We start from the raw sequence: 2,095 nt of genomic DNA on the forward strand, positions 1-2,095 counted from the left end.
ACGGTGCCCGCTCGCCGCGCGCACCGCAGGCAGCCCGCCGAAAAGCGCAGGCAAGCCGGGTGCGCCGCCTTGGCCCGGAGCGTCTTCTTGGGGTGCGTCACCGCAGGGTGCGCGGGCCGCCGGCCCACCGCCCGGCCCAGGAACGCCGCGCGCTCGCGGCCGTCGTCAATGCGCGGCATGGACGGCCCTCCGGCGATCACGCATCCGACCTCGGCAACAGCGCCGCCAGGGTGTCCACCGAATCCGCTTCGTCCACCGGCTTGTCCTCGCGCCAGCGCAGCATGCGCGGAAAGCGCACGGCGATCCCGCTCTTGTGGCGGCTGCTGCGGGCGATGCCCTCGAACCCCAGTTCAAACACCAGCGTGGGCCGCACGCTGCGCACCGGGCCGAAGGTCTCGACGGTGGTCTTGCGGATGACCGCATCCACCCGCGCCATCTCCGCATCGGTCAGGCCGGAATAGGCCTTGGCGAACGGCACCAGCGCGCGCCCCTCGGTGCCTGGCGGGCCGTCCCACACCGCGAAGGTGTAGTCGCTGTAGAGGCTGGCGCGCCGGCCATGGCCGCGCTGGGCATAGATCAGCACCGCATCGATGCTCAAGGGGTCGATCTTCCACTTCCACCACGTGCCCACGTCCTTGGTGCGGCCGACGCCGTACTCGGCATCGCGGGCCTTGAGCATCATGCCTTCCACGCCCAGCGAGCGGGCCTGCTCGCGCTGGACCGCCAGATCCTGCCAGCGGTCGCCCTGCAGCACCGGGCTGGCCACCAGCGCCGGGTGCGCCACGCGCGCCAGCAGCGCATCGAGCCGCGCCCGCCGTTCGTGCTGGGGCCGCTGGCGCAGGTCCTGGCCGCCCTCCTCCAGCAGGTCGTAGGCGAGCAGCACCACGGGCAGCTCGCGCAGCAGCTTCGGCGTGAGGGTCTTGCGGCCGATGCGCTTTTGCAAATCGGCGAACGGGCGCACATGGGCCGCGGCATCGCCCTCGGCAGCGCGCCAGACGACGATCTCGCCATCGAGCACCGTGCCGTCGGGCAGCGCTTCCCCGAGCGCCTGCAGCTCTGGGAAGCGGTCGCTCACCAACTCCTCGCCGCGCGACCAGACCCAGGTGCCGGCGCCTTCGCTGGCGCCCTCGGCGCGGGTGCTGCGCCGCACGATCTGGGCGCGGATGCCGTCCCACTTCCACTCCACGATCCACTGCGCGGGCGGGCCGAGCACCGTGTCGAACTGGGACACCGGCAGTTGCAGCGGGTGCGCCAGGAAGAACGGATAGGGATGGCCCCGGGCTTCGCCCTGCGCCGCATCATCGCCGCCTTCGCCCTCGGCCGCGACCAGGCGCAGGTAGTCGGCCTCGCCCGGACGCGCCCCGATGTGCGTGTAGCCCATGAGCCGCTGCGCGACACGCTTGGCATCCACGCCGCTCACCGCCGCCAGCGCCTGCGTGACCTGCAGGCGCGACACGCCCACGCGGAACGCCCCCGTGATGAGCTTGAAATACACCAGCCGCTCTTCGGGCGCGAGACCCGCCCACTGGGCCCGCAGCGTGGTCTCCAGCGCCTCGGGCGGCATGCCGCGCAGGGGCAGCAGGTGGTGCTCCATCCACTCGGCCAGGCCCAGCGCCTGCACGGCGGTGGGCGCGGGCAGCAGCAGCGAGATGGTCTCGGCCAGATCGCCCACGGCCTCGTAGCTCTCGTCGAACAGCCATTCGGGCAACCGGGCCGCATCGCGCGCCAGGGTGCGCAGCAGCTTGGTCGGCACCAGCTGGCGTGGCTTGCCGCCGGCCAGGAAATACACCGCCCACGCCGCATCCGCCGGCGCCGCGGCGCGCAGGTAGGCCTGCAGCGCGGCCTGCTTGGCCAGGCTGGAGGTGCTGGCGTCGAGCGCGCGGTAGAGCGCGGCGAAGTCCTTCATGGTTCGGACGAAGGGGGTCGGCGGGGCGGCGCGGAAGAGAGGGAGGGGGACTCGGCCTCGGAAGGGGCAACGGCTTCGGTGACGGGCTCCGTGAGGCGGCCTTGATCGGGATCGGCGGCTGCGGCGGCGCGTTTCGATCGGCCCCTGGAGCGGGGCCTCGGAGCACCGGGCACGCCGTCCGGCGCCGCG

At 73.1% G+C, this 2,095-nt stretch carries 1 protein-coding gene; it reads right to left on the reverse strand.

Features of this window, described 5'->3' with window-relative positions; translation table 11 throughout:
* Positions 1 to 196 precede the first annotated feature (196 nt).
* On the reverse strand, positions 197 to 1,906 hold the full coding sequence (locus tag AC27IQ_RS23130; RefSeq protein WP_284430979.1) for an ATP-dependent DNA ligase: 1,710 nt from the start codon (positions 1,904 to 1,906) through the stop codon (positions 197 to 199).
* Positions 1,907 to 2,095: the final 189 nt, after the last annotated feature.

The organism is Acidovorax sp. KPB24-07 (genome assembly GCF_057543315.1).